The organism is Turicibacter bilis, from assembly GCF_024499055.1.
GTDB classification, from domain to species: Bacteria; Bacillota_I; Bacilli_A; order MOL361; family Turicibacteraceae; genus Turicibacter; species Turicibacter bilis.
This window is the reverse complement of the sequence record NZ_CP071249.1, coordinates 972658-994522: the sequence shown is the minus strand read 5'-3', so window position 1 is coordinate 994522 and position 21865 is coordinate 972658. Positions and strand designations below refer to the sequence as shown.

The 21865-nt window shown below is 32.1% G+C and carries 22 protein-coding genes and 4 other RNA genes; 19 read left to right on the top strand and 7 right to left on the bottom strand.

The features are described from left to right. Positions 1-22 precede the first annotated feature (22 nt). The 6 genes from pssD to J0J69_RS04615 are packed head-to-tail and all read left to right on the top strand — an operon-like array spanning position 23 to position 6029. Positions 23-487: a PssD/Cps14F family polysaccharide biosynthesis glycosyltransferase gene (gene pssD / locus J0J69_RS04640; RefSeq protein WP_055245074.1), complete on the top strand. Its 465-nt coding sequence runs from the start codon at positions 23-25 to the stop codon at positions 485-487. Then, a complete protein-coding gene (pssE, locus tag J0J69_RS04635) occupies positions 484-954 on the top strand; it encodes a PssE/Cps14G family polysaccharide biosynthesis glycosyltransferase (RefSeq protein ID WP_055245076.1) in 471 nt (156 codons plus the stop codon). The genes pssD and pssE overlap by 4 nt, the downstream gene beginning before the upstream one ends. A gap of 22 nt (positions 955-976) precedes the next feature. Then, entirely contained in the window at positions 977-2992 is a 2016-nt protein-coding gene (locus J0J69_RS04630; RefSeq protein ID WP_237252715.1) for a DUF6077 domain-containing protein, read from the top strand. Between the two features lie 12 nt (positions 2993-3004). Further along, positions 3005-3976, top strand: a complete 972-nt coding sequence (locus J0J69_RS04625; RefSeq protein ID WP_055245079.1) for a glycosyltransferase family 2 protein — start codon at positions 3005-3007, stop codon at positions 3974-3976. 14 nt (positions 3977-3990) lie between these two features. After that, positions 3991-5082, top strand: coding sequence for a glycosyltransferase (locus J0J69_RS04620; RefSeq protein ID WP_212726078.1), 1092 nt, complete (start codon positions 3991-3993; stop codon positions 5080-5082). A gap of 11 nt (positions 5083-5093) precedes the next feature. Next, entirely contained in the window at positions 5094-6029 is a 936-nt protein-coding gene (locus tag J0J69_RS04615) for a glycosyltransferase family 2 protein (protein ID WP_212726077.1), read from the top strand. Positions 6030-6118: 89 nt separating this feature from the next. Here J0J69_RS04615 and J0J69_RS04610 read toward each other — a convergent pair whose 3' ends face one another. Continuing rightward, positions 6119-6370 carry a hypothetical protein gene (locus tag J0J69_RS04610; RefSeq protein WP_212726076.1) on the bottom strand — a complete coding sequence of 84 codons (252 nt, stop codon included), beginning with the start codon at positions 6368-6370 and terminating at the stop codon, positions 6119-6121. A 114-nt stretch (positions 6371-6484) separates the two neighbouring features. Here J0J69_RS04610 and J0J69_RS13495 point away from each other — a divergent pair, with 114 nt between their 5' ends. Then, positions 6485-6832, top strand: coding sequence for a helix-turn-helix domain-containing protein (locus J0J69_RS13495; protein WP_156343971.1), 348 nt, complete (start codon positions 6485-6487; stop codon positions 6830-6832). A 27-nt stretch (positions 6833-6859) separates the two neighbouring features. Further along, the gene (locus J0J69_RS04605; protein ID WP_256637931.1) at positions 6860-6994 is read left to right on the top strand and encodes a hypothetical protein; all 135 of its coding nucleotides are present in this window, start codon (positions 6860-6862) and stop codon (positions 6992-6994) included. A 14-nt stretch (positions 6995-7008) separates the two neighbouring features. Here the strand turns inward: J0J69_RS04605 and istB are convergent, their stop codons facing one another. Next, the gene (gene istB, locus J0J69_RS04600; RefSeq protein WP_055243484.1) at positions 7009-7761 is read right to left on the bottom strand and encodes an IS21-like element helper ATPase IstB; all 753 of its coding nucleotides are present in this window, start codon (positions 7759-7761) and stop codon (positions 7009-7011) included. After that, positions 7749-9332 carry an IS21 family transposase gene (gene istA / locus J0J69_RS04595; protein WP_256637852.1) on the bottom strand — a complete coding sequence of 528 codons (1584 nt, stop codon included), beginning with the start codon at positions 9330-9332 and terminating at the stop codon, positions 7749-7751. Before istA ends, istB begins: the two co-directional genes overlap by 13 nt. Before the next feature lie 77 nt (positions 9333-9409). On the opposite strand from istA, the gene J0J69_RS04590 reads away from it, so the two are divergent. Continuing rightward, positions 9410-9946, top strand: a complete 537-nt coding sequence (locus J0J69_RS04590) for a transposase (protein WP_370456892.1) — start codon at positions 9410-9412, stop codon at positions 9944-9946. Between the two features lie 151 nt (positions 9947-10097). Here J0J69_RS04590 and ssrS (J0J69_RS04585) read toward each other — a convergent pair. The 4 genes from ssrS (J0J69_RS04585) to ssrS (J0J69_RS04570) form a co-directional block, all read right to left on the bottom strand. Further along, positions 10098-10287, bottom strand: a non-coding RNA gene (ssrS, locus tag J0J69_RS04585) — 6S RNA. Between the two features lie 378 nt (positions 10288-10665). Then, a non-coding RNA gene (gene ssrS, locus J0J69_RS04580) (6S RNA) lies at positions 10666-10857 on the bottom strand. Between the two features lie 103 nt (positions 10858-10960). Next, a non-coding RNA gene (gene ssrS / locus J0J69_RS04575) (6S RNA) lies at positions 10961-11149 on the bottom strand. A 356-nt stretch (positions 11150-11505) separates the two neighbouring features. Further along, a non-coding RNA gene (gene ssrS, locus J0J69_RS04570) (6S RNA) lies at positions 11506-11688 on the bottom strand. A 355-nt stretch (positions 11689-12043) separates the two neighbouring features. Here ssrS (J0J69_RS04570) and J0J69_RS04565 point away from each other — a divergent pair. The 10 genes from J0J69_RS04565 to J0J69_RS04520 all read left to right on the top strand — a co-directional run bounded on the left by J0J69_RS04565 (position 12044) and on the right by J0J69_RS04520 (position 21780). Beyond that, positions 12044-12805 carry a tRNA threonylcarbamoyladenosine dehydratase gene (locus tag J0J69_RS04565; RefSeq protein WP_055274763.1) on the top strand — a complete coding sequence of 254 codons (762 nt, stop codon included), beginning with the start codon at positions 12044-12046 and terminating at the stop codon, positions 12803-12805. Between the two features lie 25 nt (positions 12806-12830). Beyond that, positions 12831-13346: a peptide-methionine (S)-S-oxide reductase MsrA gene (gene msrA / locus J0J69_RS04560; RefSeq protein ID WP_212726195.1), complete on the top strand. Its 516-nt coding sequence runs from the start codon at positions 12831-12833 to the stop codon at positions 13344-13346. Between the two features lie 114 nt (positions 13347-13460). Next, the gene (locus tag J0J69_RS04555; RefSeq protein WP_212725224.1) at positions 13461-14519 is read left to right on the top strand and encodes an RnfABCDGE type electron transport complex subunit D; all 1059 of its coding nucleotides are present in this window, start codon (positions 13461-13463) and stop codon (positions 14517-14519) included. A 116-nt stretch (positions 14520-14635) separates the two neighbouring features. Further along, the gene (locus J0J69_RS04550; RefSeq protein WP_068758902.1) at positions 14636-15712 is read left to right on the top strand and encodes an AI-2E family transporter; all 1077 of its coding nucleotides are present in this window, start codon (positions 14636-14638) and stop codon (positions 15710-15712) included. Positions 15713-16025: 313 nt separating this feature from the next. Beyond that, positions 16026-16688: a deoxyribose-phosphate aldolase gene (gene deoC / locus J0J69_RS04545; RefSeq protein WP_212726196.1), complete on the top strand. Its 663-nt coding sequence runs from the start codon at positions 16026-16028 to the stop codon at positions 16686-16688. 28 nt (positions 16689-16716) lie between these two features. Then, positions 16717-17427 (top strand): purine-nucleoside phosphorylase, encoded by a 711-nt coding sequence (gene deoD / locus J0J69_RS04540; protein ID WP_055242000.1) that lies wholly within the window; start codon positions 16717-16719, stop codon positions 17425-17427. Positions 17428-17592: 165 nt separating this feature from the next. Continuing rightward, complete coding sequence (locus J0J69_RS04535) at positions 17593-18309, top strand: CAP domain-containing protein (RefSeq protein ID WP_212726197.1); 717 nt, start codon at positions 17593-17595, stop codon at positions 18307-18309. Between the two features lie 97 nt (positions 18310-18406). Beyond that, positions 18407-19681, top strand: coding sequence for an EF-P 5-aminopentanol modification-associated protein YfmF (gene yfmF, locus J0J69_RS04530; RefSeq protein ID WP_055242006.1), 1275 nt, complete (start codon positions 18407-18409; stop codon positions 19679-19681). Then, positions 19681-20970, top strand: a complete 1290-nt coding sequence (gene yfmH / locus J0J69_RS04525; protein ID WP_068758901.1) for an EF-P 5-aminopentanol modification-associated protein YfmH — start codon at positions 19681-19683, stop codon at positions 20968-20970. Before yfmF ends, yfmH begins: the two co-directional genes overlap by 1 nt. 426 nt (positions 20971-21396) lie before the next feature. Then, positions 21397-21780, top strand: coding sequence for a single-stranded DNA-binding protein (locus J0J69_RS04520; protein ID WP_055274769.1), 384 nt, complete (start codon positions 21397-21399; stop codon positions 21778-21780). Positions 21781-21865 lie beyond the last annotated feature (85 nt).

The following is a 21865-nucleotide window of genomic DNA, read 5'->3' as shown; positions in this document are numbered from 1 at the left end:
TTTAGTTGAAAGAGTGATTGTAATGAAAAAAGGTAAGATTATGTTTTGTTCGAGTGCTGGAGGACATTATACTGAATTAATGCAGTTGAGATCACTGATTGTAAAGTATAATGGAGTCGTCGTAACCGAGAAAACAAAATTATCTCTTGAAACGACATTACCGACTGAATATGTGATATATAGTTCAAAAAATGATGGTTGGATTTATTTTTTTGAATACTTTTATGTGTGGTGTGTTTCATTTTATTATTTTATTAAATATTTTCCGAAAGTGATTATTTCAACGGGGGTCCATTCAACCATTCCTATGTGTATATTTGGACGTTTGTTTGGTCGAAAAGTCATTTATATTGAAACAATTGCCAATATTAAGACTCCTTCTATGACCGGAAAGATTATGTATCGTATTGCTACAGATTTTTATGTTCAATGGGAAGAGTTATTAGAGGTTTATCCTAATGCGAAGTTTGGAGGTTGTATTTTTTGATTTTAGTATTATGTGGAACACAAAAACAAGATTTTTCACGTATGATCCGTGCAGTTGAAAAATTAGCTGATGAACAAGAAATAATTGTTCAAGGCGGACATAATCATTATTCAAGTGACAAGGTTAAAGTGCTGGGCTTTATTTCTAATAATGAAATGGATAGGTTTTACGATCAAGCAGATTATATAGTAACGCATGCGGGTGCTGGATCAATGATTCAATCCTTAAAAAAGCAAAAAAAGACGATTGCAGTGCCAAGGTTATCTAAGTATGGAGAGCATGTTAATGATCACCAAATTGAATTAGCAAAGAAGCTGGAAGATTTAGGTTATTTACTGGTGTACCACGATGGAGATAATATGAAAGAAGTTTTTAGAAGATTAAAAAACTTTAAAACGAAACCCTATCATTTAAAAGGAAATTTAGTAGAATTGGTGGATAAAACCATCGAAGCTTATTTGGATTAATAATATAACAAAGAAATGGGGTATGTTTTTGATAGTAATAGTTTTTTTATTTATATTTTTATTATTGGCATCTATAGCGGTAGGGTTAAAGGTTAATAAAAGTGTATCGATTGTAGCATTTGACAAAATTCATCCTCTTTCGCTTGGTTTTTTTGTCATCTTAGGTATTTATCAATTGATAGCATGGCCGTTTATGTTACTACATTTTTCAACTACGATATTGGCTATTTTAACCTCGATCATTATATTAGCATTAGTAGTATTAATTATCAGAGAGTGGTGTGCCTTAATAAATTATTTAAAGCAATCATTTATTAAAAAACATAATTGGTTGATAATTTGTTGTTTTATATTGTTTACGTTTCTTTATACAATACTTCGAAGTCTAGATACATATTGGGATTTCAACTTCTATCTTCCTTTGATTGGAACGAATGTAGAAAGTGATTTTTTAAATGTTATTGATCCTTGGAGTGGCCAATCGGGAAATTTAAGTTGGATGTACAATTACCAAGGTTATTATGTGTTGATGGCGATGTTATCAAAATTATTTAGTGTGGATTCAACACTGTTAATGATTTGGTTACCATCATTGTTATCATTTCTGATTTTTCCGTGTGTAGTTTTAGATGGGATTGAACTATTAACTCCAAAACTTCATAAGAAATATCGTATTCTTTCATTTATGATTGTGTTCTTTTTAAGCGTCTTTAATCTCAATTTCTTAGAGTTTAGCTATTATGGTGCAAATTATCGTTTGTTTATTTTAAGTTATTTACTTTTATTGATAATGATATATTTAAAGCATCCGAATCGACGCTTATTGTTAGTCACAGTCTTAATAATGACTGCCCATTTGAGTACTCATTCAACTGCTTTATTTATATCGGTTATGATATTACTTTTATTATTTTTATACTTAGTATGGTTTAGGTATGCGGATTACTTTAATTTCTTCTTGGTATTATCATCTCCAGTCGCACTATATGTAGGCTCAGTTTTATATGATATTGTTGGAGGATTGAGTATAATTCCTATCACCTTTCTTTTAGCTCTGTATTGTCTAGTTTATAGATTTAATCAACGTGACGCTAAATGGTGGTTTTCATTTTTAAAAATTATGAGTCTTTTAATAGTTATTGGGATTTTTATGGCTAGTGTGATAATGATAGTTATGAAAATGAATGCACCAGTGACTTTAGTTGATTTTTATCAAGCGTTCATTCAAATTTATTATAACGGCTTTTCAATCAAGTTGGTTGATATGGGACAAATACTAGTAAATATGATAATTGTCCTTCTATTAGCATGTGGATTTAACAAAAAGGATGATCATCATATTTTATACTTTATGCCATTGGCGACACTAATTCTATTTTTTAATCCTATTGTTGCCCCCTTTATTAGTTCAATCTTAACAGGTATTGTGTATGACCGTACAATTGCACTTGTAATTTCGAATATTACTGTTACATTAGCTATTTCTCAATTAGCTGATTTTAAATATAGACGTATAATGTTAAGTGGATTTTTCTTGATTAGTAGTGTGATTTTTATTAATGATACGATATTTCATGAAGATACTAAAATTCATACAATTAATTCAGTTAAGACTTATAATTTACTTTATAAGCAACCTATTGATTTGCTTGAATTAGATGAGTTCTTAAATGACTATACAAAAGATAAAATACCACAGCAAACACGTATTATAAGTTATGATTTTAGAATTCGTCTTCAATCAAGAAATCATATATTAGTCTATACGGTTCCAGATTACCGTGAACTTGAATTAGACCTAAAATCTGAACAACCCAATTTAGCAAAAGCATATGATATCATCACACGATCTTTAGAATTAGAAAAGCTAAATGTAGAGATTTCATGTATTTCAGATATTCTTTTGGCTAATCAAGTAAACTTAGTAATTGTACCTAGTCCGATTTCATCTGATTTGAAACAAAATTTAAATGAATTTAGTCAATTAATTTATGAAAATAATAGTTATCAAGTTTATGAGGTAAACGCCTCGAAATAAAAGGAGTTTCTCATGATTAAGGTTAGTGTTATTGTACCTGTTTATAATGTAGAAGATTATTTAGTTGAGTGTTTAGAGAGTTTGGTTTCACAAACATTAAAAGAAATTGAAATTATATGTGTCAATGATGGAAGTACTGATGGTTCAATGGCAATTTTAGAGGATTATAAGAAAAAATATCCAGCAATTAAAGTATTTACAAAGCCAAACGGAGGATTATCAGATGCAAGAAATTTTGGATTAAAACGCGCAACGGGTGAATATATTGCATTTGTTGATTCGGATGACTATGTACATGTAAATATGCTTAAAGTTTTATATGAGGCTATGATTGATGCCCAAGCAGATTTATGTGTTTCTCAAATTAAAGAGGTGTATCAAACAGAAAAAAAAGATTTGATTGACCATAATGAAATCTATCCAATGTTAGGTCATCCAACGGTGTGGAATAAGTTATATAAGCACGAATGGATAAAGATGTTTGATATTGAGTTTCCAGTTGGACTTTGGTATGAAGATAATGTATTTACCTATAAGTATTTATTAAATCAACCTAAGATTGTTTATGTCGAAGATTTTTTATACTATTATCGTAAGGAACGTGTGGGATCGATTATGTCTTCCCAAGTGAGTCCAAAAATTTATGATATTTACGAAGTTGGAAATCAATTAGCCGCTTATGGAAAAACTCGTTCACTAACAACCTTTGAAAGACAACAGTTTGAACTATACTTCATTCGTGGAATTTTCTTTAGGCATTTACCGAAGATCATTAAGTTAGAAGGTAAACATCCATGGCATCTTTATCAGAAACTACGTCAACATCATGCTTATTTAATGTCATATTATCCAAATTGGATTAACAATCCGTTGTTTTTAGAAGATAAGGATCGTTATTTTACAGACAAGTTAGGAAAGCATTTCATACTTAAAATTAAGATTTTAAAAGTATTATTAAACCTAGGTGTCAGACGCTCGAATTAGAAGGGAGGAAGACAATGAAGAAAGTCATGTTCATGATTCCCCATTTAAAAGGGGGAGGGGCTGAGAGGGTCTTAATTGATCTTTTAGGTCGCCTTGATCAAAAGAAGTTCGAGATTACGCTCATTGTATTGCAGCATCAAGGCGTTTATCTTGATCAAATTCCAGCAGGGATTAATGTTCAGTATTTAATGAAAGGTTCAGGGTGGATGTACTGGTTACAGAGCCGAATTATTAAGTATTTTCGAAAGTGGTATTATCGTTTAAAGATTAAAGAACAATATGATGTTGAAATTGCTTTTTTAGAGGGGATGGCTACGAATTTAATTGCTCATTCTCCTAATAAGGCGAGTAAAAAAATCGCATGGATTCACACAGATATGCATAAAAATCATTGGACTAAAAATATGTTTTATCCAGGAGATGAAGCACGTTGTTATTGTCACTTTGATGAGTTGATTTTTGTTTCCAATGATTCAGTTGCTGCATTTAAGGATCGGTTTAAACAGGTTGATGTCTCTTTAAGAGTTATTCCTAATCCTGTGATTCCGGAGCAAATTATAAAAAAAGCAGAAGCCTTTGAGGTGAATTATCCGCGACAGACGATTGTTACAATTGGTCGTTTGAATCCTCAAAAAGGATTTGATATACTGATTCGAGCTTTTGCTAAGATAGTTGAACGTTTTGAGGTAGATTTAGTGATTGTTGGAGAAGGACCTCAACGTGTAGAACTTGAAAAGTTGATTGATTCGTTACAGTTATCTCACTGTGTAAAATTACTTGGTTATCAAGAAAATCCTTATCCTTATATGAAATCAGCAAATATTTTTATGTCTTCTTCACGAACAGAAGGTTATCCTATTGTTTTGTTAGAGGCGTTAGTTTTAAATAAGGCTATTGTTGCAACAAAAATTACTGGAAATCAAGAAATTTTAAATGATGGAGAAGCGGGACTGATGTGTGAATGTAGTGCTGATGGAATGGTGGAAGTATTAAGTCAAATTTTAGATGGAAGTTTTTCAATCCCAATGCTGGAGGCAAAAAGTGCAAAACTAGCTGCCCAGTTTGATATTGATGAAATTTTATATAAAATTGAATCTATTTTATAGGAAGTGATAATATGAAGATTAGCATCATAATACCTGCTTATAACGTAGCAGATTATATTACGACTTGTTTAGATTCAATTGAATCTCAGTTCTATCAAGAAGTTGAGGTTATTATTGTTGATGATGGATCAAGTGATCAGACAGCTAGGGTGGTTAAAGATTATCAACAAAGTCATGCATTAAAACTGATTTTACTTCGCCAAGCAAATCAAGGCGTACAAGTTGCTAGACAGAAAGGATTAGAAGTGGCCAGCGGAGATTATGTTTTATGGATGGATAGTGATGACTGGTTAAATCCAAATTCTTTACAACGCTTAAATGAGATAGCATGTCAATCTACTGCAGATTTAATTTGTTTTGATTATCAATTTGTAAGGAGTGATGGACAAATTCGACCATCATCTTTGCATTTAGAAGAGTTAAATAATGAAAGCTTAATCAGTTGCTTGTTAAATGGAGCTCTAAATGGAGCGTTATGGAATAAATTAATTAAACGAGAGTTTCTAATGGAAAATCAGATAGTGTTACCTAAAGATTTACGTTATGGTGAAGACTTAGCAAGTTTATTTTTAATAGCGTTATCAAATCCAACTGTATCAGTTATACGAGATATTTTGTATAATTATTATTTAAGACCAAGCAGTGTTTCAAATACAAAAGGGACCTCTATTTATACTGTATCAAAGTCATTAAATTACGTTCGAAAACTTTTGAATGCACAGCCTGAATATAAACAGGAACTTGATTTATTTTTATACTTACATCTTTACTATTATCGGGTTGTGCTTGAATGTGATGCACAAGTTCGTTCTTATTTTAAAGATGAATGGAAAAAACAAAATATTTCAATGAAGAAGAATCCACTTTTTTATCGTTTTATAATGAAACTTTCATTGAAGGAAAAAATAAAGTTTTTTAAATATCTTTTATTAATTGCTAGAAAATAAAAATAAGGTACTTCAATGTTGATAAAATGTACCCTTGTAAAGGGCAAAATAAAAAGGTTCTTTTTTACAAAAGAAAAGTTGTAGGACTGTCACCCACACCAAATATTATAGAACCAGACTTTTGGAATGACAATTCGAGAGGTTTTAAATCCATGCTTCTTAAATTTTGAATCAAATAGAGTTCCGCATTTTTGACAATGAGTCGGTTGATACGAGAGGGTTCCTTTAAAAATAAAGCTAGTAATTCCGTTTAATTTAACTTCTTCAAGTGAATCTTCAAGGAATGTAATGTTTTTATCTTTAATATTTAAAAGTTTTCTAGTAAAATATGAGTGAGACATCAAATCTTATCCTTTCAATATTGTTTTAGCCGATAACATTGTAACAGGATTGAGACTTGAGGTCTCTTTTTTTGATGCCATGAAAAAAGTGCTGCTTAATCAGCAACACCAAATATTATAGAACCAAAAGTCTCCCTTCATGATACCTACTTAGAGCTCAAAAAACAGCGTTATTATTGTGGGCATTGCCAATCTACCTTTACACTAAAAACTTCAATCGTTGAAAAGAACTGTTATATTTCTTATAACACGAAACATGCCATTGCTTTAGAGGCTCAAAATAAAATCTCTGAATGTGATATCGCTCGTCGTCATCAGGTCTCTCATTCAACTGTCAATCGTATCATCCATAGCTTTTATGAATCTCAAACCTTAAACTTTAATTATTTACCTGAAAATCTTTGTTTTGATGAATTTAAATCGGTTAAGTCTGCTGAGGGTCACCTGGCATGCGAAGCATAAATCCTCCACTGCTAGGGAATGGGTCATATGTCTTTTATCTTTTGTGATGCTGAATCCAAACAAATCATCGATATCATTGAAGATCGTCGTTTAAGCTCCCTTCAAGCTTATTTTAAACGATACACAAAGGAAGTGTATATTGCAAGTGAAAAGTTAACTTAATTGAAATTTAATTTTTAACTTTCATGATTTTCTAAGAATTTTTTTGATTGTTGTAGACGATAGCTTGTTCCATTCATGTTAATCACATAAGATTGATGGGTAATGCGATCAACCATGGCCGCTGTGATAATCGGATCATGGAAGATTTCATTCCATCTTGAAAAGGGCAAGTTAGTCGTAAACATTGTTGATGCTTTTTCACATCGAGTAGAGATAAAGTTAAAGAGCAGCTCTGCGCCTTCTTTATCAAACGAGATATAACCAAGCTCATCTAAAATAACGAGATGATATTTATCAAACTTCTTTTTTAAACGTTGTAGGACACGTTCATTTTTTGCTTCTTTTAACTCAATAATTAAAGTCGGAACATGCGCAAAATACACATGATATCCAGCTTGACAGGCTTTAATTCCAAGTCCAATGACCGTATGACTTTTACCAGTTCCAGGGTTACCTGCTAGTATGACATTTTGTTTCTTTTCAATAAATTCTAAGCTTTTTAATGTTTGATAATGTTTTTGAGCCTCTAATGGTAAAGCAGCGACCTCTAATTCCTCTAAATGTTTTAGATATGGAAATTTAGCAGCTCTTATACGCGTATTAACCCCATTCTGTTGTCTAAGTTCAACCTCATATTGAAAAAGATTCAGTAAGAACTCTTCATAGGATTGATTTTCTAACCGAGCTTGTTCTAAATGAAAAGACAAATTTTGATGAATATAAGGTAAGCGTAAATGTTTGGTGTAAGTTTTAATTAATTGATCCATGAGTTTTCTCCTTGACTATACATTGAACTAATTTCAGATAATTGATGATAACAAGCTTGTTCAATAGGGGCTTCAATTAAATCTTTGGTATTGAACTGACTAGGGTTTAAATTCAATAAGTAATTGATGATGTGATGATTTTGAATCGGTAACCCTTGTCGTTTTAAAGATTCAATCGCAAACTGAACCGTTTCAAGAGAGTTCTGCTCAATTATTGTTAATAGATAGATAAAGTCTCGTGGATTTGTGTTATAATAAGTTTGGAATATGTTTTGAAGCCAGGGAGTAGCTTGTTTGAGAGCCAAGCTATGCGCAATTGCCCCGGGCTTCTTTTTTAATGTCGCTAAATAGTGATGAATATCTATATGATATTGGTGACGTCCGATTAATCGGTTAGCCTTAAATAAAAATCGATCATCGAAATAAACTTTAATCTGGTTAATGTTTTTACGGACAGTCACCTCTTTTCCTACTAAGTAATCCGGAACAGAATAAAAATTGGAATCGACATGAATAAAACTATATTTATTCACTTTATAGGTAGAGGTTAAATAAGTATCCAAGGGTAACCTATATGGAAGTAAATTCTTCTGTTCTTGTGCAAATACAGTTTCTGCAGATTGGTTCGTTCGTTGTTTTATTTTTTGATTTTCACGGTGAGTTGCTTCTAAAAGTGCAGTAACAGCATCTGCAATTGTTTTGAAATGGTGAGACTTACTATAAGCTTTTCGTCGAATTAATTCAACAGAACGCTCCACATGACCTTTTTCATGACCACTGTAAGGATTGGTGTATCGGGGAATATAACCGTAATAATTCATTAATTTTTTAACCACCTCAGTGGGTTGTTTTTCTCTACCAGCTAGATGTTTCACTTGAACACGTGCATTGTCATAGACGATTTCAGTCGGAACCCCTTTGATTTCTTCAAAGAAGCGAGTGTGAATATCAAGAAAAGCTTCCGTATTTTCATGTGAATAAAGGTAAGCAAATCTCTTATCACTATATTTTAAGTCAAACACTCCAATTTTAAATCGTCGCTCAGCACCCAATTCCTCAATATAAAGAGTAACATCTCCCCAATCAAATTCAGCCACTTGTCCAGGCTCATAAACTTGCCTAATAAATGCCTCTTTTGAACGTTGGGCTTGTTTAGAAACATAAGCACAAACTGAACGATAGCTAATATCAATATTTTTCGAAATCAGCCATTCATAAATATCTGTATTTTTCATGATGAGTTTCCGTTTCCCCTGTTGAATCTTTTGTTTATTTTCTTCTAAGCAAGAATCAATCATTGACTCAACATCAGGTGTTAATTTAATACGTTGACGTTTACTACTATCGTACTTAGGCTTAGCAGATGAACGGATAATAATCTGTTCTTTTTCTTCAGCGGTCGTAGCTAATTCTAATTCTTGTTGATCCTTCTCATATTGCTTAATATATTTACTAACCGTTTGTCGAGTCATTCCTATCTCTTTAGCAATGTCGGTATAAGATAGACCTTTTAGATATAAACGAATCATTTTTTCTTTCTTCTCCAAAGTTAGCACTCCTATCTCCTCCATATCTCTAGTTGATATGGATAATTTTACAAAAGAGATGTTAACTTTTCAAATGCATCCCTGTTAATTATTAGAATACTATAAACAATATCTCTCGTGCACTGAATAAAACTCGTATCCGATTCATGAAAAAGTTTAAAAAGCACCATCGAAAATTCAAACGTTATTGGCGACTATTTTTAAAATCTCACTCTTTACTTAATACCACAACTTATCGATCAGTTTACTTCTTTAAACAACCGATGCGAGAAATTGATATCTTAAACTTTCTACTTGATTTATCTCCTGAACTAAAAGCAACTTATGATCTCTATCAAGACTTACTTTTCGCTCTTCAAACGAAAAACTTAGAACGATTTAATCATTTGCTTGAAACAGAACATTCGCTTATTTCTCCTGAATTTCAAACAGCTTTTCAAACCTTTAAAACTTATCAATCTTATATCAAAAATACACTCTCAACTCACTACAAAAATGCTCTTATTGAAGGAATTAATAATAAAATTAAAGTCATTAAGCGTATTGCCTTTGGATATCGCAGTTTCTATCATTTTAAATCTTGTATTCTCATGATTCAAAATCTAACAAAACCTAAAACAAAAATCCTAGCAGCATAACCACTAGGATTTCAATTTAATTTTTCATTGTAATAGGTCACAAATTAATCAGCAACACTATCTGACAAAGAACCTCTTTTTACAGTGTCTATTCTAGGGTTACATTTTATTACCTTTTTATGAGAAATAAAAAAACACAAGCAAATGCTTGTGTTTCTCCAAAATACCGTAGGTGTTAGGATATAAACCCGCTAAATTAGCAGGTGGGCATCGTATCTAATACGTTAGGAGTCCTAGGTGGAAAAAGCTAGGCATTCAACACGGTATTAGAGAATCGGATTCCCTTATCAAAAGTGTTCGGATTTAAAGAACTAATCACCTTACGCATATCTCAGATTTTGATTAGATTTTATCATGTTCTTGGTAAAAAGACAATAACCTGAAATAATAAATCTCATGATTCATTGATTTATCATGGCACCAAATTGATCGACAATCTGATTGCAGATTGTTAGATTATCTAGGGCCATTTTTTATCATGTTTAGGGGACATGATGAATGGTTATATTAGATAAACTAGTTTAAAATGTGTGTGTGTTTATTCATAACAAATAATAAAGTTCAATCAATTTGGATTTTAATTTTATCATGTTCATGAATATTAATCAACTATTAATTTAATATTTTAAAAACTTCTCTAAATTGTATGATCATTAAGCGAAATTCATGTTTAATTGGTGGCTTCATCATATCTAATCTATAGGTAATCTAAATGAATATAATGACCCAAATTGCCGTAAGTGTTAGGATGTAAACCCGCTAAATTAGCAGGTGGGTATCTTATCAAATTCTTTAGGAGTCCTAGGTGAAAAAAAAGCTAGGCATTCAACACCGAATTTGAGAATCAGATTCCCTTATTAGAAATGTTCGGATTTAAAGAACTAATCACTTTACGTACAGTCCAGGATGTTTTGGATTCGGGTCACTCATGACCGGATACATATCCTAACATGTCGGGCCAACAAAATCAATATGATTGGTTCTGGAAAGTCTTAGTTAATGGGCAGGTTATGAATGATACCCAAATGGCCGTAAGTGCTAGAGTATAAACCCGCTAAGTAGCAGGTGGGTATCTTATCAAATTCTTTAGGAGTCCTAGGTAGAAAAAGCTAGGCATTCAACACCGAATTTGAGAATCAGATTCCCTTATTAGAAATGTTCGGATTTAAAAAGTTAGTCACTTTACGTACCATTCAGGAATAACCTTTTTCATGGGGAAAGCTATCTTAACACGAGAATGAATTAAAAGCAATCAGGTGATATCTGGAAGTTAATATGAATCTAACAGATTGATAGGAGTGGTTGTATATAGAAACAGAAATGTATTTTACAACTCTACATCAGTGTTAGTTGGTAATAAAATTTAATACTGGTTTCCTATGCCATTTCGAACCGAAGTAGGTTGAGAGTTCCCTGTCGATTTCTGAAAGAAATCTATTCTTCCTTTGCTAGGAGTGTAAAAGTTTTTACCATGTAAAAAACTTATCTGAACTTATATATTTAGATTTTAAATTAGTTTAGAAAATAAAAAAACACGGGTACGGAACCCGTGTTCTTCTTAATTGCCCAAATTGCCGTAGGTGTTAGGATAAAAACCCGCTTGGTAGCAGGTGGGTATCCTGTCTAATACATTAGGAGTCCCAACAATGTTGGGCATTCAACACCGTATTAGAACACCAGATTCCCTTATCAGAAATGTTCGGATTCAACAACTAATCACCTTACGCACAATCTAGGGAAACTAAGAGAGAGTGTATATTCGTTACAATCGCTAAATAGGAAATTCAGAATATACGTGTTCAAGAAGAGCAATAATAATAGATTATCTCACATATATAATTATCAGACGTACAGTGACTTGATGTTGCATACCTTAATCCGACGTATAGGTATCATATCGGCAACAAATACTCACTGCAAATTTACTTCTCTTCTTGACAGTACTAGTATGAGCAGATTGTGTAATTTTAATCGTTATTACAATAAAAAAATTAAAAAGTTCTATTCATTTTAGACGCTCTTCATAGCATTTTGGACATAATAAAGGTATAATCAGTTTATAACTTTTAAATAGAAAGAGTAAGGAGCTTCAAAGATATGTTACATCAATTTTCTAGAAATGAATTAGTCTATGGACCAGAAGGAACAGAAATCTTAAAGAATAGTACAGTTGCTATTTTAGGTATTGGAGGTGTTGGGTCATTCGCTGCTGAAGCATTAGCACGTACGGGCGTTGGAACATTAATTTTAATTGATAAAGATGTCGTTGATATTACGAATGTTAATCGTCAAATTCATGCGACATTAAAAACAGTTGGTCGTTCTAAGGTAGAAGTTATGGCAGAGCGTATTGCAGAGATTAATCCAAATTGTAATGTTATTCAAATGCATATGTTCTATAATGAAGAAACTGCTCCAAGATTATTCGAACATCAGATTGATTTTGTTGTTGATGCTTCAGATACGATTACATTTAAAATTCATTTAATTAAACAATGTCTACGTCGTAAAATTAAATTTATTTCATCAATGGGGGCAGCCAATAAACTAGATCCTACAAAATTTGAGATTGCAGACATTCACCAAACGTCTTATGATCCAGTAGCGAAGGTAATTCGTACAAAGCTGAAGAAAGAAAAAGTGAGTGGAAAAGTTCCAGTTATCTATTCAACAGAAAGTCCAATCATTGGACGAGAAGATACGTTAAAGGTTGTTGGAAAAGAAGATAGTGAAGTTCGTAAACAGCAACTACCACCCGCTTCAAATGCTTTTGTTCCAAGTGTGGCCGGATTAATTGCAGCAAGTTATGTGGTTCGTGAATTAACGAAGTCAATTCCAATTCGTCGTAAAGGGCACTAATAAGTATGAAGGAATGTGAGAAAATATGAAACAAATTGTTTTAGCTGGAGGATGCTTCTGGGGAGTTGAAGCATACTTTAAACGTATCAAAGGGATTATTAAAACAAAAGTTGGGTATACGGATGGTCTAACGGCAGATCCAACCTATAAAGAAGTTTGCATAGGAAAAACGCATCATGTTGAGGCTTGTGAGATTTTTTATGATGAAACGATCATTTCATTAGAACGAATTTTAGAACATTTATTTTGCATCATCGACCCGACCTCTTTAAATAAACAAGGTGGAGATATAGGAACACAGTATCGGACGGGTGTATATTATGAAGATGAGGCAGACGCAGAAGTGATTCGATTATTTATTAATCAAGAACAATTGAAGTATGAAGATGAAATTGTTGTTGAAGTTAAAAAGCAGACAGCTTTTTATGATGCAGAGGAATATCATCAAGATTATTTAACTAAAAATCCAACAGGTTATTGTCATGTCAATTTATATCGAATTCCAGAAGAAGATTTAAAAGAAGAGTATCGATCAAAATAAAAAAGATTAGCTATGAGCTAATCTTTTTAAATTAAAGTTATTTCATTTAACAAAAAATCAAGTTCTCATGTTAGAATAGAATTATTTCAAAAGAGGGAGTGAGTCCATTCGAAAATGAAGCGAATTAAAGAAGTGATTAAACAAAAGGCAAAGGAGTATCATGCTAGACGAATTTATGGAGAACGTCAAGTCAAACATTTTTTATTAGTGACGTTTGTCTTAATTCAGTTGGGATTATTCGTTGAATTTGGATATTATTCAACGATTGGTCATTTAGGACAAAGCATAGCATTTGAAATTTTCAAGGTTCATGTTATCAAATTAGGAGTAATTCTAGGCTATGCTTACTTGATTGATCTATTAGTTTCATTTATTGTTGGGACGAATCCACACACAGTGAAAGAAGGAATATTTTTTCCTTTGAAGCGTCCAACATTTTTATTTAGCACGTTATTAATTTTGATGTTTTCATTAGATGCCCCTATTTCTGTTTTTTGTATGGCAATTATGGTCATGACTATTTTTTCACAAAATACAAAAAAGGGTCACACGTTTTATCATCTTCATCCTGCATTAATTGGTTATTTTATTGGAGTACTTGGAATTAAAATGACTAATTATAATTTAGGATTAACTGAACTTCCCCCGATGCTATCAGCCCCCTATATGGTAGTAACAAATGCGCTTCATCCATTGTCCTTCGATGGTTTTATTTCAGAATATTACTCGTTACAAACAGTAATCTTTGGAATCTTTGAGGGCAGTCTATGCTTTACACTCATTATTCCTTTATTACTAAGTGCCTTATTTTTAGTGAAGCGTCAAGTCATTGATTATAAAGTATCGTTTCTTTATTTAGGTGTTTACGGATTAGTAAGTATTTTGCTAGGTGTTATTTTTCAACAACCGAATTGGTTAACGATTTTGTTCTTATTAAATGGTTCGGTGTTAATAACAGGAATTTTTATTTTACCAGATATTGTTGTTTTAGATAGACATTTAATGTTTAAATATGCTTATATTATTATTTGTGGCATTTTCTCAGCCTTATTAAGTTACTTTATTCATTTTATCTTTGCGCCATATTTAGTGGTTATGCTGGTGCAACTTGTCACATTGGGGTTTGATTTTATCAAAAAAGTTATTTATCGAAAACAACTTTTAATTGCATAGTGGGTCCTAATCTTTGTTAGGACTTTTTTTATATCTAAAATAAGCATAATCATATTCTACACACTTATAATATAAAGACAATAGTAGCAATTAGTTGAGATAATGAGGTGTTAGAGATGGATGAATTTTTTAATAAACATAGTCGGATGATTCGTTATTTGCTTTATGCCATTGCCTGTTTAGTCAGTTTAGTGATCATATTTTTATTTATTCAAACATCACCCGTTTGGGGAAGGATTTGGAGTGAAATTTGGGGAAGTTTATTTCCATTTTTTGTTGCATTTTTACTGGCTTATATTATTCATCCGCTTATTTTGTGGATTGATCGAATTCGTTTACCCCGAGTAATTTCGGTGTTTTTATTTTATGTCGTTGTATTTGGAAGTTTATATGGAATTATTTCGTGGTTTTTACCAACCATTATTAGAGAAATTCATGATTTGATTTTAAATTTACCCATTTATTTAACAGCTATTCAAAATCAATTACTAATCTTTGATGAACGAATGGGTTTAAATTTAAGTGAGATATTTTTTAGTGAATATAATACGTGGGTCAGTACGTTAACAGAGCATATTCGTGAAGTGACTGGTTTTACTTTTAACTTAATTTTTTCAATTGTCGGGTCATTAATGTTTATTGTTATTGTTCCAATTGCGTTGTTTTATTTTTTGAAAGATTATGAAAAAATTTTGAATGGGTTATTAAAGTTAGTTCCGAAACGATATCGATCACATGTTGCTTCTTTGTCTAGCTTATTAGATGATTCGTTAGGTTCTTATATTCGTGGGCTAGCACTTATTATGGTTTGTGTCTCATTAATTGCGACCATTTTATTAATGTTTGCTGGAATTGATTATGCTTTACTTTTCGGATTTTTAATTGGTTTAACTGATTTTATTCCTTTTATTGGACCCTTTATTGGTGCCATTCCTGTGATTATTTTTGCGCTCTCTATTTCCTGGAATAAGGTTATTCTTGTCATTATTATTCTTGCTATTTTACAAGCAGTTGAAGGAAATTTTCTACAGCCATTTATTATTGGACGTAATTTAGATATTCATCCTTTGTTTATTATGATTTTAATGATGCTTTCAGGAAGTTTTTTTGGTCTAAAGGGAGTATTTTTTGCGATTCCAGTCTTTTTAGTGATTCGTACGGTTACTCGATATATTCATAATTTAAAAAGTTAATAAAATAAAAGAGAGGATAATGAAGGATGTAAGGGTTATTTTTTATAAGTAAGTGATACGTAAAAAACGACATAAAACTTTCAAAAAGTACAATTATCTCTTGAAAAAATGTTTTAAAATAAATAGGTTTTTGGTAGAATTAATAACGAGTTGTTATATAGTCCCAATAATTGTTTAAATTTTTATGTTGAGTTAAAAGGATTAACTAAAAATGAAAAGGCTATTTTTTTGTTTTTCGCTATAACCTTTAAGACTTCAGCTATAATAATAAAGACTTATATAGCGGTATTTTATAGTCATTAGGAGGCTCCATATGAAAGCAAGTAAGTATATCGATCATACAGTTTTAAAACCAGAAACGACAAAAGCACAAATCTTAACATTATGTCAAGAAGCCAAAGAACATGATTTCGCTTCAGTTTGTGTTAATCCAACTTGGGTTTCTTTATGTGCAGATGAATTACAAGGAACAGATGTAAAAGTTTGTACAGTAATCGGATTCCCTTTAGGAGCAACAATGAAAGAAGTTAAAGCATTTGAAACAAAATGTGCAATTGAAGCCGGTGCAACTGAAATTGATATGGTTATCAATGTAGGTGCTGCTAAAGATGGTAATTGGGAATTAGTATATGAAGATATTAAAGCAGTTGTTGATGCTGCTAATGGAACATTAGTTAAAGTAATCATTGAAACTTGCTTGTTAACAGATGAAGAAAAAGTCAAAGCTTGTGAAATGTCTGTTAAAGCTGGAGCTCACTTTGTTAAAACATCAACAGGATTCTCTACAGGTGGAGCAACAGTTGAAGATGTTCGCTTAATGCGTCAAACTGTTGGTGAAACAGTAGGTGTTAAAGCATCAGGTGGAGTTCGTACATCTGAAGATATGAAAGCGATGGTCGAAGCTGGAGCTAACCGTATCGGAACTTCAGGCGGAGTTGCTTTAGTACAAGGAAAAGAAAACACAACAGCATACTAAAATATCATTAATTAGAGGAGTGAAGTTTATGGCAATTCCAACACCACACATTGGATGTTCTGAACAAGGTGTTATCGCAGAAACAGTTTTATTACCAGGAGATCCATTACGTGCGAAATTTATCGCGGACACATTTTTAGAAGATGTTGTTCAATTTAATACAGTACGTAATATGTTCGGATATACTGGAACATATAAAGGGAAAAAAATCTCTGTTATGGGTTCAGGAATGGGGATTCCCTCAATCGGAATTTATTCTTATGAATTAATCCACTTCTACGGAGTGAAAAACTTAATTCGTATTGGATCTTGTGGATCAATTCGCGAAGATGTTAAAATCCGTGACGTTATTATTGGAATGGGTGCTTGTACAAACTCAAATTACGCTGCACAATATGAATTACCAGGAACATACGCACCAATTGCTTCTTGGGATCTATTAAATAAAGCAGTGAATGTTGCGAATGAAAAAGGAATTGAAGTTAAAGTAGGTAACATTTTATCTTCAGATACATTCTATGATGCTCAAAAGGATTCATGGAAAAAATGGTCTGCAATGGGAGTTATGGGAATTGAAATGGAAGCTGCTGCTTTATACATGAATGCAGCTTACGCTGGAGTTAATGCCTTATGTATCTTAACGGTTTCAGATTCATTAGTAACACATGAAGTAACATCTGCAGAAGAGCGTCAAAATACATTTACTCAAATGATGGAGATTGCATTAGAATTAGCATAATTTTTCTTTCAAAAGAACAACCAGTTTTGGCTGTTCTTTTTTTATCTTCAATAAGTAGCAAGGATTGATGATTTCGCATGAATGTATCGTTAAAATGTGTATAAAATTATAGTTCTAACTGATATTAAATAAAGTAATGGTGGATTAAAAAGGATGTGAAGGAGTTTGTTTAAAAAGATCATAAGAATTTATTTTATGATTTGTGCCCTTTTACTAGGGGCATGTCAGACTAATACGTCATCAACAACGTTAGCTTTATTAGATAAAGTAACTTTTACATTTGAAGCCAAAAAATCAATCATCATCAATCATTCCAATCAAAATCCGTCATCTTCAAATCACATAATGGATGGGACTTTTTTAAAGCCTGAAAAGCCAAGTGATCAAAATGAAGAGACTGATCATAAAATAGTTGAAGAAACGACTCCTAAAAAACCACCTATACCTGATAAAAATGAAGCAACAGATGATGTGATAGGATTTTATGATACTACAATTGAACAAGAGGTGATTGAGTTAGTCAATGATTTACGCCTTCAACTTGGGCTTAAGGCAGTTGAACAGTCTGAGTCATTAACAACAACTGCCCGTTTAAAATCGAAGGATATGGCTAAGTATAATTACTTTAGTCATGAAGGACATTTAACATTCGCCAGTCTGGTAGAAACCTATCAAATATCCTGTCAGATTAGTGGTGAAAATATTTTCAAATCTCAAAGTCCATTACTAGTTGCCTCGGAAATTTTTGAAGCTTGGAAGCAATCACCAACTCATTATGCTAATATGACGAATGAACAGTTTACAAAAATCGGTATTGGCGTTTATGGAATTGAACAAGAGGGTGTACGAACATATTATGTCACCCAACATTTAACGGATTAAATGAAAAAATATGGAATTTTTTTGATTTAATCCTTAAAATAACCTATAATGAAGGTGCACAAAAAAAGATAGTAAATAGAAAATAGGTGGTGACTTTATGGAAGTTCGTCAATTTGATGATTTAGGTTATTCCTTAACAACAATTAAAACGGATAAATTTAAGACAAATTTAATTTCAGTTTCATTTCAATCTGAAATTAATCGTGAAACAGTAACGAAACGTTCTTTACTTCCTTATGTTTTACGTTCAGCAACAGAAAAATATCCGTCTAAAAAAGAAATTAACACGTATTTAGAATCTTTATATGGAGCCTCTTTATCGACAACAGTTGAAAAACGTGGGCAAACCCATAATATTAAGTTCTATCTTTCATTAGCGAATGAAAAGTTCTTAGGAAATCGTGAACCGTTGCTTGAAGAAGGGGTTGAGCTTTTAAAAGACGTGATTTTAAAACCATTAGTGATTGATGGTGGTTTCAAAGAACAAGTGGTTGAAATAGAAAAGCGCTTATTAAAAGAATACATTGAATCGATTTATGATGATAAAGTATCATACGCCTTACAAAAGCTTGTTGAAAATATGTGTGAAGGTGAAACTTTCAGTATTAATTCAATTGGTTATGTGGATGATTTAGAACAAATTAATGGTCAAACATTAATGGAAACATATGAACAGATGTTAAATGAAAATCAAGTGAATATTACAGTGGTCGGAGATATTGATCATGATAAAGTTTATGAAATCTTTAAAAATCACTTCGATTTTGCGCACCGTTCAGTAAATTTACAAGTCGTTGATCATCAAGATAAAGAAATCGAAGAAGTGAAGGTCGTTAAAGAAGAACAAGATATTTCACAAGGGAAATTAAACATCGGATATCGTACCCATACCCGTATTGGTGATGAAGATTATTTACCATTACTTGTATTCAATGGTATGTTCGGAGGATACGCACACTCTAAACTCTTTATGAATGTTCGTGAAAAAGCATCATTATGTTATTACTGCGCATCTCGCTTAGATAACTATAAAGGTGTGATGTATGTTTACTCTGGAATTGAGTCTCAAAACTATGAAAAAGCCCTTAAAATTATTGATGAGCAACTAAAAGATATGGTGGCAGGTAATTTTACAGATAAAGAAATTGATTTAGCTAAGAAGTCATTAATTAATTCAAAATTAGAATCAATGGATCAAGCTTCAGGAATGATGGCGCATGAAGCTTTAAATAAATTATTACCAACTCCATTAACAGTAGAAGAATGGGTAAACCAAGTGAATTTAGTGACAGCTGAACAAATTGTTTCAGTTGCTAAAAAGATTAAAGAAGATACAATCTTCTTCTTAACAGGGAAAGAGGTGACTGAGTAATGGAGTTTAAAGAATTCCCTCAACTACAAGAAAAGTTATATTATGAACAATTAGAGAATGGTTTAGAAGTATACATGTTACCTAAACGAGGTTTCAATAAGTCATTTGCAACCTTTACAACAAAGTATGGATCAATTGATAATCATTTCGTTCCAATTGGGCAAAGTGAGATGAAATTAGTTCCTGATGGGATTGCGCACTTTTTAGAGCACAAAATGTTTGAAAAAGAAGATTATGACGTGTTTGAAAAATTCTCTGCACATAGTGCCTCATCTAATGCTTTCACATCGTTTACAAGAACATGCTATTTATTCTCTTGTACGAGTGACTTAAAAGAAAACTTAACAACATTAATTGATTTTGTACAATCTCCTTATTTCACCGAACAAACCGTGGAAAAAGAAAAAGGGATTATTGCGCAGGAAATTAAGATGTATGATGATAATCCAGATTTCCGTGCTTACTATGAAATCATTGGAAATTTATTCAAAGAACATCCAGTAAAAATTGATATTGCTGGAACAGTCGAATCGATTCAACCGATTACAGCAGAATTATTATATGAATGTTATAATACGTTTTATCATCCATCAAATATGTTATTATTTGTGATTGGAGATTTCGATGTTGAAGAGATGATGGCATTAGTCCGTGAAAATCAAGCGAAAAAAGATTATAAAAAAGAAGAGCCAATTCCACGTGAATATCCAAAAGAAGAGCCTCAAGCTGTTCGTCCGGAAAGTACGTTAGAAATGGAAGTTGGAACAGCAAAAGTTTTTGTTGGAGTTAAAGATGCAAGTGCGGATCAAGATGGTAAAGATTTGCTTAAAAAGGAAGTGGCCTTAGACATTATTTTTGATTTAATATTTGGTAGCTCATCAACGTACTATGAAGAGATGTTAGATAAAGGCTATATTAATGATACGTTCTCATATGAAACAAATTGTGAATTATCATTTGGCTTCTCAATTGTTGGTGGAGATACACGTTATCCTGATGAGTTAGCACACAGTATTAAAGAAAAATTATTAACAATTCCAACGATGACATTTGATGAAACTGAATTCACACGTATTAAGAATAAAAAGGTTGGACGTTTCTTATCAGCATTAAACTCGGTTGAATTTATTGCAAACCAATTTACTCAGTATGCATTTAATGGAGTTCAATTATTCTCAATTCTAGATATTTTAGATGAATTAAGAATTGAAGATTTACAACAATTAGCAAAAGATTACTTTGTTGAAGATCGTATGAGTATCTTTAAACTTTTACCTAAACAAGCATAAAGAAAAGCTCCCTTTTGGGGAGCTTTTCTTTATAGCTATAATGAAGAAAATAAAAAAGGAGAACTGGTGGGGGGCACCAGTTCTCCGAGAGGGGAATAGTATAAGGTTGCATTGGTACTTAGCGAAAAAAGTTTGCTAAGTTCATAACCCAATACGTTTGTTTGATGAGGGGATGTAAAAAATTAAAAATGGAATGAAAAACAATAATGAAAGGAATGTATTGCATGAACGGGGGGGTGTTCATGAATACATTTGAAATTATATCAAAATTCGACAAAATAATGTGTCCTTTCTGTGTTCAGTTATGAAAACTTACATGAACACGTTTTCTTTTGAAAAAAGAAAAAATATAAAAGGAAGTTATAAAAGATGGGCGTATATATAGATAAGTGCGCACAAATAAAGAAGTTAAAGGAGATTATTGATATGTTAAATAATGTTGTGTTAGTTGGGCGTGTTGTACGCCAACCTGAATTGATTCAAACTCAAGAAGGGAAAAAAGTTTCGACTGTTACACTGGCCGTAACGCGTTCCTTTAAAAATGCAGCCAGTGGTGAATATGACACTGACTTCATCAATATTACGTTATGGGAAGGGATTGCTAAGAGCGTCGTTGAATATTGTGGTAAAGGTGCTATCATCGGTGTTAAAGGACGTTTGGTTCATAAAACATATGAAATTCCTAATCATAAATCATTACGTGCAGTAGAGGTGGTTGCAGAAAAAGTATCATTTATCCAGACTCGAACTGGTGATCAAAGAAGCGAATTAGAGAATCAGGAAGTACAAATTGAAGAAATAGCTATGTAAATTAAATGAAGCTAAAAAAGTCGTTACTAATGTAGTAGCGGCTTTTTTTATAAAAGTAAGTTAGTTTGAAAAACATAAAAAGAAG